The organism is Pseudomonas sp. ATCC PTA-122608, assembly GCF_001952855.1.
Lineage (GTDB): Bacteria > Pseudomonadota > Gammaproteobacteria > Pseudomonadales > Pseudomonadaceae > Aquipseudomonas.
The window spans coordinates 16,496-32,932 of sequence record NZ_LPNO01000020.1; the positions used below are offsets into that span (position 1 = coordinate 16,496).

The 16,437-nt window shown below is 60.5% G+C and carries 18 protein-coding genes and 1 pseudogene; 7 read left to right on the forward strand and 12 right to left on the reverse strand.

Features of this window, described 5'->3' with window-relative positions; translation table 11 throughout:
- The first annotated feature begins 14 nt into the window (after positions 1 to 14).
- A complete protein-coding gene (locus AU074_RS34065) occupies positions 15 to 260 on the forward strand; it encodes a hypothetical protein (protein ID WP_076015907.1) in 246 nt (81 codons plus the stop codon).
- On the opposite strand, the gene AU074_RS18275 is transcribed toward AU074_RS34065, so the two are convergent.
- The 6 genes from AU074_RS18275 to AU074_RS18300 all read right to left on the reverse strand — a co-directional run bounded on the left by AU074_RS18275 (position 215) and on the right by AU074_RS18300 (position 6,469).
- A complete protein-coding gene (locus AU074_RS18275; protein ID WP_076015908.1) occupies positions 215 to 1,540 on the reverse strand; it encodes an MFS transporter in 1,326 nt (441 codons plus the stop codon). The genes AU074_RS34065 and AU074_RS18275 overlap by 46 nt on opposite strands.
- A 59-nt stretch (positions 1,541 to 1,599) precedes the next feature.
- Positions 1,600 to 2,922 (reverse strand): MFS transporter, encoded by a 1,323-nt coding sequence (locus AU074_RS18280; protein WP_076015909.1) that lies wholly within the window; start codon positions 2,920 to 2,922, stop codon positions 1,600 to 1,602.
- A 75-nt stretch (positions 2,923 to 2,997) separates the two neighbouring features.
- Positions 2,998 to 3,876, reverse strand: coding sequence for an SMP-30/gluconolactonase/LRE family protein (locus AU074_RS18285; RefSeq protein WP_076016005.1), 879 nt, complete (start codon positions 3,874 to 3,876; stop codon positions 2,998 to 3,000).
- A 69-nt stretch (positions 3,877 to 3,945) separates the two neighbouring features.
- On the reverse strand, positions 3,946 to 4,878 hold the full coding sequence (locus tag AU074_RS18290; protein ID WP_076015910.1) for a 3-keto-5-aminohexanoate cleavage protein: 933 nt from the start codon (positions 4,876 to 4,878) through the stop codon (positions 3,946 to 3,948).
- Positions 4,879 to 4,961: 83 nt separating this feature from the next.
- Positions 4,962 to 5,750: an SDR family oxidoreductase gene (locus tag AU074_RS18295; protein WP_076015911.1), complete on the reverse strand. Its 789-nt coding sequence runs from the start codon at positions 5,748 to 5,750 to the stop codon at positions 4,962 to 4,964.
- The gene (locus tag AU074_RS18300; RefSeq protein WP_003211913.1) at positions 5,747 to 6,469 is read right to left on the reverse strand and encodes a GntR family transcriptional regulator; all 723 of its coding nucleotides are present in this window, start codon (positions 6,467 to 6,469) and stop codon (positions 5,747 to 5,749) included. Before AU074_RS18300 ends, AU074_RS18295 begins: the two co-directional genes overlap by 4 nt.
- A 135-nt stretch (positions 6,470 to 6,604) precedes the next feature.
- On the opposite strand from AU074_RS18300, the gene AU074_RS18305 reads away from it, so the two are divergent.
- Positions 6,605 to 6,997, forward strand: a complete 393-nt coding sequence (locus AU074_RS18305; RefSeq protein ID WP_076015912.1) for a VOC family protein — start codon at positions 6,605 to 6,607, stop codon at positions 6,995 to 6,997.
- Positions 6,998 to 7,117: 120 nt separating this feature from the next.
- On the opposite strand, the gene AU074_RS34195 is transcribed toward AU074_RS18305, so the two are convergent.
- Positions 7,118 to 7,264: a hypothetical protein gene (locus AU074_RS34195; protein WP_008437901.1), complete on the reverse strand. Its 147-nt coding sequence runs from the start codon at positions 7,262 to 7,264 to the stop codon at positions 7,118 to 7,120.
- A gap of 199 nt (positions 7,265 to 7,463) precedes the next feature.
- Here AU074_RS34195 and AU074_RS18310 point away from each other — a divergent pair, with 199 nt between their 5' ends.
- Both AU074_RS18310 and AU074_RS18315 read left to right on the forward strand, forming a co-directional pair.
- The gene (locus AU074_RS18310) at positions 7,464 to 8,756 is read left to right on the forward strand and encodes an MFS transporter (protein WP_076015913.1); all 1,293 of its coding nucleotides are present in this window, start codon (positions 7,464 to 7,466) and stop codon (positions 8,754 to 8,756) included.
- A gap of 12 nt (positions 8,757 to 8,768) precedes the next feature.
- A complete protein-coding gene (locus AU074_RS18315) occupies positions 8,769 to 9,527 on the forward strand; it encodes a substrate-binding domain-containing protein (protein WP_076015914.1) in 759 nt (252 codons plus the stop codon).
- Here AU074_RS18315 and AU074_RS18320 read toward each other — a convergent pair.
- On the reverse strand, positions 9,519 to 10,421 hold the full coding sequence (locus AU074_RS18320) for a LysR family transcriptional regulator (protein WP_076015915.1): 903 nt from the start codon (positions 10,419 to 10,421) through the stop codon (positions 9,519 to 9,521). The two genes, AU074_RS18315 and AU074_RS18320, sit on opposite strands and share 9 nt — an antisense overlap.
- Positions 10,422 to 10,803: 382 nt before the next feature.
- On the opposite strand from AU074_RS18320, the gene AU074_RS18325 reads away from it, so the two are divergent.
- From AU074_RS18325 to AU074_RS18335, 3 genes are all read left to right on the forward strand, one after another.
- A complete protein-coding gene (locus AU074_RS18325; RefSeq protein ID WP_083676694.1) occupies positions 10,804 to 11,085 on the forward strand; it encodes a type II toxin-antitoxin system ParD family antitoxin in 282 nt (93 codons plus the stop codon).
- On the forward strand, positions 11,082 to 11,402 hold the full coding sequence (locus AU074_RS18330; RefSeq protein WP_076015916.1) for a type II toxin-antitoxin system RelE/ParE family toxin: 321 nt from the start codon (positions 11,082 to 11,084) through the stop codon (positions 11,400 to 11,402). Before AU074_RS18325 ends, AU074_RS18330 begins: the two co-directional genes overlap by 4 nt.
- 97 nt (positions 11,403 to 11,499) lie before the next feature.
- The gene (locus AU074_RS18335) at positions 11,500 to 12,381 is read left to right on the forward strand and encodes a hypothetical protein (RefSeq protein WP_076015917.1); all 882 of its coding nucleotides are present in this window, start codon (positions 11,500 to 11,502) and stop codon (positions 12,379 to 12,381) included.
- Here AU074_RS18335 and AU074_RS34900 read toward each other — a convergent pair.
- The 4 genes and pseudogenes from AU074_RS34900 to AU074_RS18350 all read right to left on the reverse strand — a co-directional run bounded on the left by AU074_RS34900 (position 12,350) and on the right by AU074_RS18350 (position 16,421).
- The gene (locus AU074_RS34900; RefSeq protein ID WP_371916634.1) at positions 12,350 to 13,213 is read right to left on the reverse strand and encodes a methyl-accepting chemotaxis protein; all 864 of its coding nucleotides are present in this window, start codon (positions 13,211 to 13,213) and stop codon (positions 12,350 to 12,352) included. The genes AU074_RS18335 and AU074_RS34900 overlap by 32 nt on opposite strands.
- Positions 13,208 to 13,999: pseudogene (locus tag AU074_RS34905) on the reverse strand (MCP four helix bundle domain-containing protein); the annotation flags it as partial. The gene AU074_RS34900 and the pseudogene AU074_RS34905, both read right to left, overlap by 6 nt.
- Before the next feature lie 155 nt (positions 14,000 to 14,154).
- The gene (locus tag AU074_RS18345) at positions 14,155 to 15,180 is read right to left on the reverse strand and encodes a histone deacetylase family protein (protein ID WP_076015919.1); all 1,026 of its coding nucleotides are present in this window, start codon (positions 15,178 to 15,180) and stop codon (positions 14,155 to 14,157) included.
- An 11-nt stretch (positions 15,181 to 15,191) separates the two neighbouring features.
- Positions 15,192 to 16,421: a Zn-dependent hydrolase gene (locus tag AU074_RS18350; RefSeq protein WP_076015920.1), complete on the reverse strand. Its 1,230-nt coding sequence runs from the start codon at positions 16,419 to 16,421 to the stop codon at positions 15,192 to 15,194.
- Positions 16,422 to 16,437 lie beyond the last annotated feature (16 nt).

The window sequence follows — 16,437 nt, forward strand, 5'->3', positions numbered from 1 at the left end:
GGGGCCCTGCGTCTATGCGCACACTGTTCAACACGGGCCTTTGGGACTATAAAGCAGCTTCCAAGGCTTGTGAGAACACCATCGTGCTGGTCATTTCTGCCTTGAGCATCCTGCTCGCCGGGATTTTGCTCTGGGCCATCAAATTCGTCGTTCACCCTACCGCCAGGACACTGTTGCGGGTATTTGTCGGTTTATGCCTGGCGGCCGTCGTGGCTTATCTGGTGCTGGCCTCGGGGTTTCCGACCTCATTGCTGGTGTGATCGGGCTCCTGCCCCTGGCGCAAACGCAAGGCGGCCAACGCAGCCACCACCAGCACCACGGCAATCACTTTCAAGCCGTTCATGGCATTGCCAGTGCTCATTTCGATCGCGCCCATCACCGATGGCCCGACAAACCCGCCGAGCAACCCGCAGGCGTTGACGAAGCCCAGCCCGCCCGCCAGTGCCACGCCCTTGAGGCGTGAAGCCGGGTAGAGAAAGATGATCGACTGCACCACAAAGAACATCACCGCCGACACACAGAAGCCCAGCAGACTGAACACCGGCCCGGACACCGAGGCAATACCCAACCCCAACGCCATGGTCAGCAAGCCGGTAATCAACAGCCGCCGGGCACGGGTGGGCGTGGTCGCAAAACGCGGCAGCAACACCGCGCCGGCTGCTGCGGCAATCCACGGTAATGAGGTCAGCAAGCCGACGCTCATGGTGCTCAATTCACCGTACTTGCTGATGATGCTCGGCAGGAAAAAGATCACCGTGTAAATGGTGATCTGATGGCAAAAATACACAAAGATCGCCAGCAGGATTTGCGGGGTCAGCCAGTTTTTCAGGGAATGCCCGCCCTCGCCTGCGCCCTCTTCGGTCTCCATCGCGATGCGCTGTTCAATCCCGCGCGCCTCTTCGGCCGAGAGCCACGGCGCCTTGCTCGGACGGTCCGGCAACTTGCGCCACACCACCCAGGCAAACGCGACCGCCGGCAGGCCTTCGAGCAGGAACATCCACTGCCAGCCGTGCCAACCGAGGATTCCATCCATGCGCATCAACGCCGCGCCCACCGGGCCGCCGATGATGTTGGCAAAACACACGCCGAGCAGAAAATACCCGGTGGCCCGCGCCCGTTGCTCGCGGTTGAACCAGTAGGTGAGGTACAGCATCACCCCGGGAAACAGACCGGCTTCGGCAATGCCCAGCAGCAGCCGCAAGACATAGAACGAAGTCTCACCCTGGACGAACGCCATGGCCGCTGAAATCAAACCCCAGGTCACCATGATCCGGGCAATCCAGAACCGCGCGCCGACCTTGTGCATGATCAGGTTGCTGGGGATTTCCGACAGCGCATAGGTCAGGAAAAACAACCCCGCGCCCAGGCCGTAAGCCGCCGCTGAAATCCCCAGGTCAACATCCAGGTGATGCTTGGCCAGGGCGATGTTGGTGCGGTCCAGAAAGCTCAGCACGTAGGCGATGATCAGCAAGGGCATCAACTTGACGAACATCAGTTTGTTCAACTCCCGTGGTTCACGGGCAGTGTTGGCAGTCTTCATCGGGCAATTCCTCTTGGCGCCCCGCCAGCGCAACGGCTGGGGGACGCATCGGTGTTGTTCTAGGATTCGAGTTGCGCAACCAGCGCCGGCGGGCGATGGGAAAACAGTTGCAGCAGCGCCCCGCCCAGGGCACAACCGGCCATTACGAAGAAGCACACCGTGTAGCCGTGCAAGGTGGTCCAGCCGCCGCCCATGGCAATCAGGCTGCCCATCAGCACCGGCGCCAGGCCGCCGCCGATAAACATCGCGGTGGTGATGATGCCGTTGGCGGTGGAAGTCGCCGACGGCTCGGCCGAGTCGCAAGCCACCGCGTAGTAGATCGGCCACACCGCGTTGGCCACCAGGCCGAACAGCAGTTGCACGACGATGATCAGGGTCAGGGTGTTGGCGAAGTAAAACGCGCCGACACTGGCGGCCATCCACACGCCGCAGATGATCAGGGTGACGCGCCGGCCAATGATGTCCGACAGCGACGGCCACACCAGTTGCCCGAGAATCCCGGTCAAGGTGAACACCACGCTCATCCCCGCCGACTCGGCCAGGGACAATCCGGCGATGTTGTACAGGTAGGCTGGCAGCACGATGTTGACGCCCATGTACACCACCTGGGTCAGCATCGTGTTGCCCGCCGTCAGGGCGATATTGCGATTGCGCAACGTGGCGATAAACGTGCGCCACGCGTGGCCCTTCACTTGGCTGGCGGGTGCGTTGTCCGGCGGAGTCATGCCCTTGGCGGCGATGTCCACGTACAGCGCGGTGATGCGTTCGGCAGTGGAATACCGCGCCCAGAAAATCATCAACGGCAACGCCACCACAAACGCGAAGAAGAACACGTAGCGCCAGTTGTCTTCTCCAAAGGTGCTGATGACAAAGCTGGCGACGATGCCACTGAGCATGGCGCCGATCGGGTAACCGGTGTGGTGCGCGCCGAGGGCAAAACCACGACGCTCCACCGGCCACCATTCGGCGGTGTTACTCACGCCCACCGGCTCGCCCCAGCCTGCGCCAAGGTTGACGCCAACCCGCAGTGCAATAAAGGTCGCGAGGTTGCCGCTGAGAGCCTTGAACCCGGAGAGAAACGAGATCGCCGTGTAGCCCAGCACCAGCGGCACCTGGAATCGCGCGCGCTTCCAGCCACCGCCGTAGCGGTCACTCCACATCGATCCGGGAATATCCAACAGGGCCAGGGCGAGCATGATCACCGTGGCCATGGTGCCCCACTGATCGGCCGACAAATCGAAATGCTTGGAGATGGTCGGCCCCAGGCGCAGCACGATCTCACGGTCGTAGGCGTTGAGGATCCAGATCATCCAGCACACCAGCAACGACACCCAGGAGTGCCGGTGGATACTGCGCAGCGAGGCTTTTTTCAAGGTTGCCATGGGTTTCTCCAGGCGCGCGAGGGCGCGCACTGACACAAGGTTGCGGAAGGAATGTGCCTTGTTGAAAAAAACGCGCTAGCTGGCGAACCGTCGCTCGGCTATTCCTTGCACGCCCAGCCCGGTGATCGCAAAAAGCGCCCCGCGCTGCTGACCGTCGGCCGGGAAACGCGGCAACGGCGGCTTGGCCATGGAGGTGACAAACAGGGTGTCCAGGTTCGGCCCGCCAAAGGTCAGGCTGGTGACCTTTTTCACCGGCATCTGGATGATCCGGTCGACCTGGCCATCGGGTGTGTAGCGCACCAGTTTCCCGGCGTAGACCAGCGCCTGCCACAGGCAGCCTTCGGCATCCACGGTGCAGCCGTCGGCGGCGCCACCGCTGCTGGTGTCGACCTTGGCGAAGGTGCGTCGATTGCTCACGGCCCCCGTGGCGAGGTCGTAGTCATAGGCCCAGATCTCGCCGGACCAGGTGTCGCAAAAGTACAAGGTGTCGCCCGACGGGCTCCAGCACGGGCCGTTGGACACGATGATGCCTTCGTCCAGGGTGTGCAGGCTCAGGTCCGCGTCGAGGCGGTAAAGTTTGGCGCTGGCGCTGTCTTCGAGGGTGTCCATGGAGCCGAAGACAAAGCGGCCCTGGCGGTCGACCTTGCCGTCGTTGAGGCGGTTGTTGGGCAGTGCGGGTTCCGGGTCGATGACCAGCGTCTGTTCGCCGCTGTTCAGGTCGAGCAGATGCACGCCGTTTTGCAGGGCGACGATGGCTTGCTCGCCGCTATGCCGCAGGGCCATGGAGCCGATTTTCTGGCCCACGTCCCAGGCGCGCAGTTCGCGGCCATCATCGGTGCAGCGCAGGATTCGGCCGTCGGCGCTGTCGATCCAGTACAACCGTTGTTGTTCGACGTCCCACACCGGGCCTTCGCCCAGGGTGGTCTTCACGTCCACAAGCACTTCGATACGCATGGTGTTATCCCCTTTTTTGTTGTTGTGCGGGATGGACATGGCCGCGCCGTGACGCGACCGGTTTGTGCCTTAAAAATTGACCTGATCGCGCCCCTTGAGCCCGAGGATTTCTCGCGCTTCATCGGGCGTGGCGACCCGGTGGCCGAGGGCTTCGATCACCGTGCGAATGCGCCGTACCTGATCGGCGTTGGACGCGGCCAGTTTGCCCGGGCCATCCCACAGCGAATCTTCCAGGCCGACCCGGGCATTGCTGCCCATGGACAGGCCCATGGTGGCCAGCGGAATTTGCCCACGGCCGGCGCCGAGGATCGACCACACGTAGTCGTCGCCAAACAGCCGGTCGGCGGTGCGGCGCATATGGGCCAGGTCTTCCGGGTGGCCGCCGATACCGCCACGCAAACCGAATACCGACTGGATAAACAGCGGTGGCTTGAGCAGGCCGCGCTCCAGGAAATGGGCGGCGGTGTACAGGTGGCCAATGTCGTAGCACTCGATTTCAAAACGTGTGCGGTTCTCGGCGCAGGAATTGAGGATGTGGGTAATGTCGCGGAAGGTGTTGCGAAAGATCCGGTCGTCACTTTCTTCCAGGTACGGACGCTCCCAGTCGTGCTTGAACTCGGTGAAGCGGTTGAGCATTTCATACAGGCCGAAGTTCATCGAGCCCATGTTCAGCGAGGCCAGTTCGGGCTTGAACTGCATCACCGGTTGCAGGCGTTCTTCAACACCCATGGTCGGTGCGCCGCCGGTGGTGATGTTGATCACCACGTCGCTGGCGGCTTTGATCTGCGGCAGGAATTCGGCGAACAGCGCGGGGTCCTGACTGGGACGGCCATCGATGGGATCACGGGCATGCAGGTGAACAATAGCGGCGCCCGCTTCGGCGGCACCGATGGCGGCGTAGGCAATTTCCTGCGCGGTGATCGGCAAATGCGGCGACATCGACGGCGTATGGATGGCACCGGTGACGGCGCAGGTGATGATCACAGGACGATTTTTGGACATGACGATTCTCCGACTTTTATTCTTATGAAAAAAAATCCCGGGTGTGGCTTGTGTGTTCTTCCTTGGCTAAACGCTGACGCGGCCTACAGGTACTCGACGTTACCGTCGACACTGATCGCTTGGCCGGTGACATTGCGGGCGGCGGGCGAGCAGAGAAACAAAGCCATGGCCGCGACGTCTTCGGCGGTGACCATGCGCTTGAGAGAGATCTTGTTGAGGTATTCCTGGCGCATCTCGGCTTCCGGTACGCCGACCTGCTCGGCACGGGCGCGAATCACGCCGTCCATGCGCGGGCCTTCGACGATGCCGGGCAGCAAGGCATTGACGCGGATGTCGCTTTCGCCCAGCTCTGAGGCCAGGGATTTCATCAGGCCGACGATGGCCCATTTGGTCGCGGCATACGGCGTGCGCCAGGCGTAGCCAAGACGGCCCGCAACCGAGGCGATATGCAGCAGATGGCCGTGGGACGACTCCTTGAGCATCGGCACCGCGTGGTGGGCAAAGCGGTATTGCGCCGTCAGGTTGATGTTAATCGTGGCTTGCCACTCGGCATCGCTGATGGCGTCGATGCCGCCAGTGGGCCCGGCAATCCCGGCGTTATTGACCAACACATCCAGCCCGCCAAATTGTTCGCGCTGCACCTGGAACACCGCCTCGATCTGCGCGGCATCACTCACGTCGGCACGGGTGGCGACAGTGCCCGAGTACTTGTCGCGAAACGCCGCCAGGGCGGGTTCGCTGACATCACACACATGCACCTTGGCACCTGCCTCCAAATAGGCCGCCGCCAACACTTCACCGATGCCGGCAGCCCCGCCGGAAATCAACACACGTAACCCAGGATAGGGCTGCAGCCGCTGTAGGACACTCATGCACGTTTACCTCCTGAAACAGACGACCGCGAACGGTCGTTCTTGACGAGCAGGCGCGCCAGGGAATCGGCGGCCTGCATGATGTCATCGGTCACGGCAGCGCGGGCACCGGCGCCATCGCGGGCGGCCAGGGCTTCGACGATGCGCGTGTGCGCCTCCATCGAGCGCTGCAAGTGAGCTTTATCGGGAGCGACCAGGGCAAAACACGGGCCCATGTGCAGCCAGAAGTTTTCCACGGCGGCCATGGTCAATTCGGCCTGGGCGACGGCATAGATCCGACGGTGAAAGGCGAAGTTGGTCCACAGGTAGCGGGAAACGTCGACTTCGTCGGCGGCTTGTTGCATCTGTTGGCAGAGGTCGGAGATTTCGTCGAGGTCGGCTTTTTCCAGGAGCAGTACGGCTTTTTCTGCCAGCAAACCTTCCAGGGCGACCCGCGCATCGCGAATCTCGCGCAGGCGTTCGACCGTCATCATGCGGACCCGTAGACGGGAGGTTTCGGTGACTTCAAAGGCGTTTTCGGCGCTAAGGCGCTGGAGGGCTTCGCGCACCGGCATGGGGCTGGAGCCGAGGGCTTCGGCGAGGCCGCGGATGGTGAGTTTCTGGCCGGGCTGAAAACGACCACTCATCAAGGCTTCACGGATCTGGCGATAGACCTGGTCTTGCAAGGTATCGCGGGACACCTGGCGCAAGGTGGGAAGGAGAAGCGGGCCATCTGTCATGAGTCAAAACCTGTGTTGTCGTTCTTATGGCTCCAATATGTGATCACAAATCAAATATGTCAAATAGTTTCCCGTTGACGGTATGAACGACCCTGACTCTAATGCCCTCCTCTCTCAAGCAAGGACCGCTGAACCATGAAATTCGCCTACACCATCGTCTACGTCCCGGACGTCGCTGCCTCCCTGCAGTTCTTCGAAAAAGCCTTCGGTTTGAGTCGTCGTTTCCTGCATGAGTCGGGAACGTATGGCGAGTTGGAGACGGGTAGCACCACGCTCTCCTTCGCGGCGCATGAGTTGGGCGAGATGAACTTCAAGGGCGGGCATGTGGAGGCGCATGCCTCACAGCAGCCGCTGGGGATGGAGCTGGGGTTTGTTACCGAGGATGTGTCAAAGGCCCATGCCAGAGCGCTGGCGGCGGGTGCGACAGAGCTTGCTGCGCCGAGCACCAAGCCTTGGGGGCAGGTGGTGTCGTATGTGCGTTGCCCGGATGGCACGCTGGTGGAGTTGTGTACGCCGATTCAGAACTGAAGAAACACTCTAGGAACGAGCTTGCTCGCGAAGGCCGTTAACGATAACGCGGGAAACCAGGTGCCCCGCGTCGCCCTCAGGTTTTTCGCGAGCAAGCTCGCTCCTACAGGAAACAAGGACTTAAGGCTTGAGCGGGCGCTCCTGGTCACGCTCGGACAGCTCGGTGCCATCGTCCGGATGCTTCCAGGTCTGCGGTTTTTCTTCCTCGCGAAGCTTCCTGGCGCGCTCCTGCTCCAACTCATCACGTTGCTTGTGTTCGTTGCTCATACCCACCTCCCGTCCGTAAGAATTGGACACACTGGGCAAGCATAGATGAGGGAACGGTTTTGTGTGACTCCGGTCATTGATAACCAAGACGCATCAATGCATGTAAATTACTCACTTATCATTTCTAAATGTGTCAGCCACTATCCGCGGTCTTAAGCGAAACAAGCACTTTAAAAAAGAACGCTGGAGACACAAAAAAATGCAAAATCCTTCACGGCCTGACTCTGCCCGCTCCAAAGTCGGCGCGGTCTTTCGCGTCACCTCCGGCAACTTTCTCGAACAGTTCGACTTCTTTCTGTTCGGTTTCTATGCCACCTATATCGCTGCCGCCTTCTTCCCCGCTGCTAATGAATTTGCGTCATTAATGATGACCTTCGCCGTGTTCGGCGCAGGCTTTTTGATGCGTCCGCTGGGCGCAATTATCCTCGGTGCTTACATCGATGATGTGGGCCGCCGTAAAGGCTTGATCGTGACCCTCGCGATCATGGCCAGTGGCACGCTGCTAATCGTGCTGGTACCGGGCTATCACACCATTGGCTTGTGGGCACCGCTGCTGGTGCTGATGGGCCGCCTGTTGCAAGGCTTCTCGGCCGGCGCAGAACTGGGCGGTGTATCGGTGTACCTGGCCGAAATGGCCACACCGGGCCGCAAGGGTTTCTACACCAGTTGGCAATCGGGTAGCCAGCAGATCTCCATCGTGGTCGCGGCCGCCCTGGGTTATGGCCTGAACCAATGGATGGAACCGGCGGTGGTTGCCGATTGGGGCTGGCGTATTCCGTTCGCCATCGGCTGCGTGATCATCCCGTTCATCTTCGTCCTGCGTCGCAACCTGCAGGAAACCGAAGAGTTCGCCAACCGCAAGCACCGCCCCACCATGCGCGAAGTGCTGGCCACCCTGGTGAAGAACTGGACCCTCGTCATCGGCGGCATGATGATGGTGGCGATGACCACCACCGCGTTCTACCTGATCACCGTATACGCGCCGACCTTCGGCAAAACCGTGCTTAACCTGACCACCTCCGACGCCCTGCTGGTGACCTTGCTGGTGGCCGTGTCGAACTTCATCTGGCTGCCCATCGGCGGCACCCTGAGTGACCGTTTTGGCCGCAAGCCGGTGCTGATCGCCATGACCACTCTGACTGTGCTGACCGCCTACCCGGCACTTTCCTACGTGGTCAATGCGCCAAGCTTCGCGCACATGCTGGAAACCCTGCTGTGGTTCTCCTTCCTCTACGGCATGTACAACGGCGCGATGATCCCGGCGCTGACCGAAATCATGCCGGTGGAAGTGCGCGTGGCGGGCTTCTCCCTGGCCTACAGCCTGGCGACCGCGATCTTCGGTGGTTTTACCCCGGCGATCTCAACCTGGTTTATCCACGAGACGGGCGACAAGGCGTCGCCGGCCTACTGGTTGATGTTTGCCGCGCTGTGCGCACTGTGCGCGACGTTTGCGCTGTATCGCCGTGCCAGTGCCCGTCTGCAAGTTGCCTGAGGGGTCACGTCGATGAAAACCCTATTGAAAACACTGGTGGCACTGGCGATCGGTTCCCTGGCAATGGTGGTCCACGCTGAAGAGCTGAAAGTCATGACCTCCGGCGGCTTCACCGCTGCCTACAAGGTGCTGGGTGCGCAATACGGCACCCAGAGCGGCGATACCCTCGACACCATCCTCGGCCCGTCGATGGGCAAGGCGCCGGAAGCGATTCCCAACCGCCTGGCCCGTGGCGAACATGCCGACGTGGTGATCATGGTCGGCTACGCGTTGGATGAGCTGATCAAGCAAGGCAAGGTCGACAAGGCCTCCCGCGTTGAACTGGCGGATTCGCGCATCGGCATGGTGGTCAAGGAAGGCGCGACCAAGCCTTCGATTGCCACCGACGCCGAACTGAAGACGGTACTGACCAACGCCAAATCCGTCGCGTACTCGGACAGCGCCAGCGGCGTCTACGTCGAAAAGGAACTGTTCAAGAAACTCGGCATGCCGTCCAAGGGCACCATGATCGAACGCATCCCGGTGGCCTCACAGGTGGCCAAGGGTGATTACGAAGTGGGCTTGCAACAGGTGTCCGAACTGCTGCCGATCCCGGGCGTGACCTACGTCGGAAAAATCCCTGAAGACGTGCAGTCCGTCACCCGTTTTGCCGCAGGCATTCCAGTGAATGCCGAACACCCGGCGCAGGCGAAAAAGCTCCTGCAATTCCTCGCCTCACCCCAGGCGCAACCGGTGGTACAAGCCACCGGCCTGGACTCGGTATCACACTGACCGGAACGGCATCTGCCGGGTCAATCGCTCCAACTCCAGTGCCGCAGGCGTCAACGTACGCCCGCGGCGCTTGATCAGCCCCACGTTGCGCACCACCTCCGGCTCCACCAGCGGCACGCTCGTCAGAATCGGATGCTTGCCCCCCGGCATCGCAATCGACGGCACCATCGCCACCCCAAGCCCCGCCTCCACCAGCCCGATCATCGTGGTCACGTGATGGGTTTCGCAGATGCTTTGCTTCTTCACCCGCACCCCGCGCAGGGCCTGGTCCAGCAAAAAGCGATTGCCTGAGGTCTTGTCCACGGTGATGTAGTCGTGCTCGTACGCCTCGGCCCACGTCACACTGGCACGGTCCGCCAGTGGATGATCCCTGCGACAGGCCAGCACATATCGTTCCTGCAACAACAACTCGAACTCCACCCCGTCCGCCAGGCTACCGCTGAAACTCACGCCGAAATCCGCCTCGCCACTTTCCACCGCCGCACACACCTCGCCCGCACTCGCGTCCAATACCCGCAGACGAATTTTCGGATAGAGCTTGTGGAATTCGGAGATCACGTGGGGCATGAAGTAGTACGCCGTAGAAGGCACACAGGCGATGGTGACATTGCCCATACGGGTTGAAGCCACGTTACTGATGCCCATCAGGGCGATGTCCAGGTCATCGAGCATGCGCTCGACTTGCGGCAGGAACGCGCGACCAACCATGGTCAGGCTGACACGGCGCGTGGTGCGTTCGAAGAGTTTGACGTCGAGGGCGGACTCGAGCTTTTCGATGCGCCGGCTGAGGGCCGGCTGGGAGATACGGATGGCTTCGGCTGCAGCACGGAAACTGCCCTTGTCTACGACGGCACGGAAGGCTTGGAGGTCGTTGAGGTCGAAGTTGATGATCACGAGGGCAGCCGTTGGTTGAGCAGATGTGGCGAGCATTATCGTATGGGGGCTGGCGGGATGCTATTGGCGCGGCCCACATACTCGGGATCAGCCAATAACCCTACGGAAAATATGCGGTCATACATATCAGCAGGGAATTTGCGTGGGTGAGAAACGAGATTCCTGAAAAGCGTCAATACTGACAGCCTCAAATCCAGCTCTCACTTTTAGGCCCACTATGGAAAAGTCTTTGACGATGGATTACCCCATCAGTATCTGCACGAAACAGACAGCACGCTGGTCAGTTCAGGAGACTCTAGCGACTCACACTGGTCAGTTACCGCTTGCAACACGCCCAGCGTTGAGTAGGATTAAATCCTACCCAGCAAAAGCGGACGCTACCATGCGCTCAACCCAGCAAATGAGCATCACCTTGCCGATTGAGATGGCTGCACTCGTCAAAGCCAAAGTGAGCACTGGCGAATATGCCAGTGAAAGTGAAGTCATACGCGACGGGCTGCGAATCTTGCTGGCACGTGACCGCGCAATGGAAAACTGGCTTCGGGATCAAGTGATTCCAGCAGCCGTCGCCCTCAAGGCCGATCCAGACAGCGCGCTGTCTGCCGCCCAGGTCCGCGAACACATGGCAGCCAAACGCCAACAGAAAGGCAACCGTAAGTCGTGACCTACACGGTAGCTTTTTCACCCAAGGCAGTAACGCAACTCGAAGAACTTGAAGACTACATCACCCAGGCCGGCTCACCCGTCGTCGCTGCGCGCTATGTAGATGCCATCATCACTTACTGCGAAAACCTGTCTCTGTTTCCTCTGCGCGGCATCAGCCGTGAAGACTTGTTACCCACTCTACGTACCACTCACTATCGGCACACCACCATCATCGCTTTTACAGTAGATGCCGACACTGAAACGGTATCGATTGTAGGGGTGTTCTACGGAGGGCAAGATTACGCAGCCCTCTTGCAGGACGAGGACAACGGTTAACTTCGGCTCCAATCGTTCTATTCACGAATAGCTACCGGTAACTCAATCAATGGATAAAACAATAAAAAGGACTTTCTGCCCCGCACCACTCTACCGCATGTTTCGACCGGGATTGTGGCTCGTGGGGTCACTCTGTTTTGCAGCTCTGGGCTTCTTCGCCTGGCAAAGCTTCTACCCGGTCAGTGCAGCCGAAGACTGGAGTGTTCATGTCGTCCACCGAGACGTAGCAAAGGCCGCATCACTGATGCCGATGCCCGACGGTTCACTGATGGTGAGCCAGGAATTGAGCGATGGGCTTGGCAGTATCGTGCGCATCTTGCCGGACGGAAAACGCGAACTGGTGGTAGGAAATCTCTCCAAGCCCGATGGCATGGTCGCCACTCAGGGCGGCTGGGTGTTCAGCCAGGAAGTGGATGGCGCGCCGGTCAGTTTCCTCAAGGACGGCGTCGTCACCGAGCTGTTCAAGGGAGAAAGCGTGCAAGGGCTATGGGACGACGGCGAGTATCTCTATGCCATCGAAGACCGCAAGGTAGGTGCCCGGATATTGCGCTATCACTGGAGCGATAAAACACTGAGCGTCGTGCGTGACCAACTCAGCGAAGGCGAGTCGATTGTTCGCTGCACGGATGGGCGCATGCTCTACACAGAAAAGAAAAAGGGCGTGGTGCGAGAGCTGACCATCGACGGTAGCGACCCGGTGGTACTGAGCCAGTTGAACAAACCCACCTTCCTGATGTGCGATGAACGCGGGTTATGGATCAACGAGGATTCAACCCACCGTGCGCGTTTGTTGTTGATCGACAAGCACGGGCGCCAGCAGACGATCCTGTCTTTCCTGAAGGCGCCACAGTCGATTGTGCGTACGACGAAGGGAACGTACCTGGTGGCCGAAGGTGGCCGTAACCGTATCCTGGAACTGGTGCCGTCCCTGGCACTGGAGAACCGCGCTACAGCTGAAACCGCGCCACAGCCTCATTAAGCGACACAGCCAACCGCGCCAGCTCGTGGCTCGATCCGTTGATCTGCCCCGCACCCGAGGACGACTGCGCGGACAGGTCACGAATATTGACGATGTTGCGGTCCACTTCCTTCGCCACCTGGGCCTGCTCCTCGGCGGCGCTGGCGATGACCAGGTTACGCTGATGAATCTGGTCGATCGAGTCGGTGATCTGGCTCAGTGCGCCACCGGCTCCTTCGGCCAGGATTAGCGTTTCGCTGGCCCGCTGGGTGCTCGATTGCATCGATGTCAGCGCCTGGCTGGAACCACTGCGCATCGCAGTGACCATCTGGTCTATCTCCAGGGTCGATTGCTGGGTGCGATGGGCCAGTGCACGCACTTCATCCGCCACCACGGCAAAACCACGCCCGGACTCACCAGCACGCGCCGCTTCGATGGCGGCGTTCAGCGCCAGCAAATTGGTCTGCTCGGCGATGGAGCGAATCACGTCCAGCACCTTGCCGATGTCCCGCGACTGATCGGCGAGGTTTTGCACCAGGCTCGAGGTTTCGCCGATGTTGGTACTCAGCGCCTGAATCGCGCTGACCGTTTCACCGACGCGCTGCTGGCCGTCGCGGGCCGTTTCATTGGAGAGTCGGGTCGATTCGGAGGTGGAAACGGCATTACGTGCCACCTCATCGGCGGCCGAAGTCATCTCATTGACGGCGGTGGCGGCTTGCTCGATTTCAGCGGTCTGCTTTTGCAGGCTGCGGCTGCTCTCGTCGGTGATACCGTTGAGGTCAGTGGCCGATGCTGCCATCTGCCCGGCCGACTGGCGAATCAACTGCAAGGTGCTGCGCAGGCTGCCTTGCATGCTTTGCAGTGCCACGAGCAGGCGCGTGACTTCGTCGTCACCGGTCACTTCAACGGTCTGGGTCAAATCGCCCTGGGCGACGTTTTCTGCAGCGCGCACCGCGTGGCTCAAAGGGCCAACGATACTGCGGGTCAGCAACCAGGCCAGCGCCACGGTGCTCAACGCGGCCAGCAGAACAAAACCGAAGACCATTGTGCGCGAGCGGCTGTACTGCAGCTCTGCCATCTGGCCCTGCATATTTATCTGGGCGTTGTAGTAGTCGGCCAGGGCATTGAGCTGATTGCCGGAGCCGTCGACCACGGTTTTCATGTCCACCAGCAGCAACTTGTTCAGCTCGGCGAGCTGCTGCTTGTCGGCGAGGATGAACGACTGAGTCAGGCCTTGCTGGTACTGACGCAGGGACACCTGGAACTGATCGTAGAGAGTGCGCACTTCGGGTGTGTCGATGACGGCATTCAGGTCGGCGAGTTTTTTCGTCAGGTCCTGGCTGCGGGTGTCCATCTGACTGCGGTATTGCGGGAGGCTCGCAGCATTGGAATCAAGGGCCATGCGCAGGGAAATGGTGCGGATACGCAGCATGATTTCGCGAATGTCCGACACCAGGCGCATTTTCGGCACCAGGCCACGTTCCACCTGCACCGCGCTTTCGCGAATGCTCGCCATGTTCGAGAGGGCAAAGAACCCCAGCAGCGCCACGAGCAAAGCAATCAAGGCAAAACCGAGACCCGCACGGCGGGCAATGGACAGGCTGCGAAGCGACATGGCGATTGTTCTCATTATGGGCATACGACATCGTATGACAGAGTTTCGGCCAGCCTGGGCAGGACTTGAGAGGTATTGACCAGAAGTTAACGGATATAAATTACCTACCTGAAAGCCCTACGGAACGGACACGCCTTGAATGTATTTCCAAGGCAGTCCGAGTTTCTTTATTCAGCAGGTTAGATCGACCACGCCTGAGCACTTTCAAAAAACGCCTGCGCATTACTGTCCAGCGTTTGCAGGTGATAGCCGCCTTCTTGCACGATCACACACGGCAGCCCCAACCCACGAATACACTCACCCAACCGCGCAAACCCTTCCCGCGTCACCGCCACTTTGCTCTGTGGGTCCAGCTCGTAGATATCGAACCCCAGCGACAACACCAGCACGTCCGCCGAGAAGTCCTTCACCGCCTTTAACGCCAGCTCCAGCTTTTCAAAGAACACCGCCTCACTGGCACCATGCGCCATCGGCAGGTTGAGGTTGAAGCCTTCGCCCGAAGCATGGCCACGCTCTTGCGCAAAACCTGCAACGCCGGGATAGAAGTTGGTTGGATCGCCATGAATCGACACGTACAGCACGTCATCGCGGTCGTAGAAAATCTCCTGGATGCCTTGCCCGTGGTGCATGTCGGTATCGAGTACGGCGACGCGCTCGAAGCCATCGCGCAAGGCCTGCGCCGCCACCGCCGCATTGTTGATGTAGCAAAACCCACCGGCAGCATCGAAGCGGGCGTGGTGGCCTGGCGGGCGGCACAGTGCATAAGCGGCGGGCGCGCCGTCGAGGATGTCTTTGGCTGCGGCGACCGCGCTTTGGGCTGACCAATACGCCGAACGCCAGGTAAGTTCACCAATCGGGCAACTGCCATCGGCGAGATAGCGCGCCGCCTGGGCCAGGATGCCGCGCAGGGCGTTGGGCTCGCGCACGAAGATGTTGGACATGACTTCGTCGCCCCAGTCTTCGGGGATTTCTTTCCAGCGTTGGTGGGCTTCCTGGAGGAAGGTCAGGTAGGCGGCGCCATGTACAGCCAACAGTGGATCAAGGCCGTGGTCGTGCGGTTGCTGGATCTCGAAGCCCAGGGTCTGGGCGGCCAGCAGCAGGTTGCGGGCGCGCTCCGGGACCTCCTGCGGCGTGCGCATCTGGCCACGAGAGTAGTAGCTGCGAGGATGGTGCAAAAGTTGTTCGGGATGAAAAAAAGTACGCATGGGATTTCTCCTTACTGAACCTGGCCAGCACGTTTCAACACGGCATTGAGCAATACATCGGTGCCCTGGCGAACATCCTCGGGCAACACGTCTTCCGCTTCGTTATGACTCAAGCCGCCGACGCACGGAATAAAGACCATCGCCGTCGGGCAGAACCGCGCCAGGTGGATAGCATCGTGGCCCGCGCCGCTGACGATGGATTGCTGCGCATACCCCAACGTATCTACCGCCGACTGCACACACGCCACACACTCGGCATCAAACGGCGTGGCGGGACTGATCCAGTGCGGGCTGACGGTGACGCTCAGGCCACGTTGCGCGGCGATATCCTGCAAACGGACGCGCACTTGTTGCTCCATGGCTTCGATGTCGGCGTCGCGGTGATGGCGCAGGTCGACGGTGAAATTCAGCAGGCCGGGGATGGTATTGCGCGACGACTTGGCGATGTTCAATTCGCCCACCGTCGTCAGGCCTTCAGGCGCAAAATCAGCCGCCAGGTTTTCCAGCGATTGAATCATCTGCGCGGCGCCATACAAGGCGTCCTTGCGCAGCGGCATTGGCGTAGTCCCGGCATGGGCGGCCATGCCTTCCACGCGTACATCGAGCCAGCGAATCGCCTGGCCACCGGTGACCACGCCGATGCTCTTGGCGTTGTCTTCCAGAATAGGGCCTTGTTCGATGTGCGCTTCAAAATACGCATCCACCGCGCCACCCAATGGGCGCTCGCCGTTGTAGCCAGTGCTGCGCAACGCATCCGCCACGCTGACACCGTCGACATCCTGGGTGGCCAGCGCCTTGTCCAACGCCAAGGTGCCGGTGAACACCGCCGAGCCGAGCATGGCCGGAGTAAAACGGGCACCCTCCTCGTTGGTCCACACGGCGATTTCCAGCGGCTTGCGCGTTTTGATCCCGTGGTCGTCGAGGCTGCGGATCACCTCCAATCCAGCCAACACACCATAGACGCCATCAAAGCGCCCGCCTTCCGGCTGGGTGTCGAGGTGGCTGCCCATCATTACTGGTGCAGCCTCGTTATCGCTGCCCGCTCGGCGAGCGAACAGGTTCCCGATAGCGTCCACGCTCAAGGTCAGCCCGGCGTCTTCACACCAGCGGCTGAACAGCGCGCGGCCAGCCTGGTCTTCGGCGCTCAACGCCAGGCGGCAACTGCCACCGCGGGCCGTCGCGCCGATCTCGGCCATGGCCATCAGGCTGGCCCACAGGCGCTCGCCATTAATCTTCAACATAAACACTCTCCAATCA

What these genes read in the sequence shown, in the direction of transcription:
- AU074_RS34065 (WP_076015907.1), top strand. Translation starts at nt 15, where the DNA reads ATGCGCACACTGTTCAACACGGGCCTTTGGGACTATAAAGCAGCTTCC.
- AU074_RS18275 (WP_076015908.1), bottom strand. Translation starts at nt 1,540, where the DNA reads ATGAAGACTGCCAACACTGCCCGTGAACCACGGGAGTTGAACAAACTG.
- AU074_RS18280 (WP_076015909.1), bottom strand. Translation starts at nt 2,922, where the DNA reads ATGGCAACCTTGAAAAAAGCCTCGCTGCGCAGTATCCACCGGCACTCC.
- AU074_RS18285 (WP_076016005.1), bottom strand. Translation starts at nt 3,876, where the DNA reads ATGCGTATCGAAGTGCTTGTGGACGTGAAGACCACCCTGGGCGAAGGC.
- AU074_RS18290 (WP_076015910.1), bottom strand. Translation starts at nt 4,878, where the DNA reads ATGTCCAAAAATCGTCCTGTGATCATCACCTGCGCCGTCACCGGTGCC.
- AU074_RS18295 (WP_076015911.1), bottom strand. Translation starts at nt 5,750, where the DNA reads ATGAGTGTCCTACAGCGGCTGCAGCCCTATCCTGGGTTACGTGTGTTG.
- AU074_RS18300 (WP_003211913.1), bottom strand. Translation starts at nt 6,469, where the DNA reads ATGACAGATGGCCCGCTTCTCCTTCCCACCTTGCGCCAGGTGTCCCGC.
- AU074_RS18305 (WP_076015912.1), top strand. Translation starts at nt 6,605, where the DNA reads ATGAAATTCGCCTACACCATCGTCTACGTCCCGGACGTCGCTGCCTCC.
- AU074_RS34195 (WP_008437901.1), bottom strand. Translation starts at nt 7,264, where the DNA reads ATGAGCAACGAACACAAGCAACGTGATGAGTTGGAGCAGGAGCGCGCC.
- AU074_RS18310 (WP_076015913.1), top strand. Translation starts at nt 7,464, where the DNA reads ATGCAAAATCCTTCACGGCCTGACTCTGCCCGCTCCAAAGTCGGCGCG.
- AU074_RS18315 (WP_076015914.1), top strand. Translation starts at nt 8,769, where the DNA reads ATGAAAACCCTATTGAAAACACTGGTGGCACTGGCGATCGGTTCCCTG.
- AU074_RS18325 (WP_083676694.1), top strand. Translation starts at nt 10,804, where the DNA reads ATGCGCTCAACCCAGCAAATGAGCATCACCTTGCCGATTGAGATGGCT.
- AU074_RS18335 (WP_076015917.1), top strand. Translation starts at nt 11,500, where the DNA reads ATGTTTCGACCGGGATTGTGGCTCGTGGGGTCACTCTGTTTTGCAGCT.
- AU074_RS34900 (WP_371916634.1), bottom strand. Translation starts at nt 13,213, where the DNA reads ATGCAAGGCAGCCTGCGCAGCACCTTGCAGTTGATTCGCCAGTCGGCC.
- AU074_RS18345 (WP_076015919.1), bottom strand. Translation starts at nt 15,180, where the DNA reads ATGCGTACTTTTTTTCATCCCGAACAACTTTTGCACCATCCTCGCAGC.
- AU074_RS18350 (WP_076015920.1), bottom strand. Translation starts at nt 16,421, where the DNA reads ATGTTGAAGATTAATGGCGAGCGCCTGTGGGCCAGCCTGATGGCCATG.